The sequence below is a fragment of the Xanthomonas sp. BRIP62418 genome (assembly GCF_003993495.1).
Taxonomy (GTDB): domain Bacteria; phylum Pseudomonadota; class Gammaproteobacteria; order Xanthomonadales; family Xanthomonadaceae; genus Xanthomonas; species Xanthomonas euroxanthea.
In genome coordinates this window covers 1-245 of sequence record NZ_QEZG01000002.1, presented here as the reverse complement: position 1 = coordinate 245, position 245 = coordinate 1, and the positions used below count along the sequence as shown (strand labels likewise).

The 245-nt window shown below is 67.3% G+C and carries 1 pseudogene; it reads right to left on the bottom strand.

Annotated elements, in window-relative coordinates:
- Window positions 1–129: 129 nt before the first annotated feature.
- Window positions 130–245 (bottom strand): annotated as a pseudogene (locus EO174_RS00010) (right-handed parallel beta-helix repeat-containing protein); the annotation flags it as partial.

The window sequence follows — 245 nt, the reverse complement described above, 5'->3', positions numbered from 1 at the left end:
CAAGTCGATCGCGTGTTCGTCGCCGACCGCGATCGCCTGGGATGCCAGCTTCGCCGCGATGGCCGACCCATCCGGCCGTGCGATTGCCGGCGTGCACGAGCAGGCGTTGGCGTCGTAACGCTGCTGCGCTCACTCGTGGCGCACGCAGTAGCCGTAGCGCTGCGGCTCGATATCCACACCGGCCACATCGGCCTGGTTGTTGCGCCACAGGTTCGGCTTGAAGTCGGCCGCAGTGCAGTTGGCAG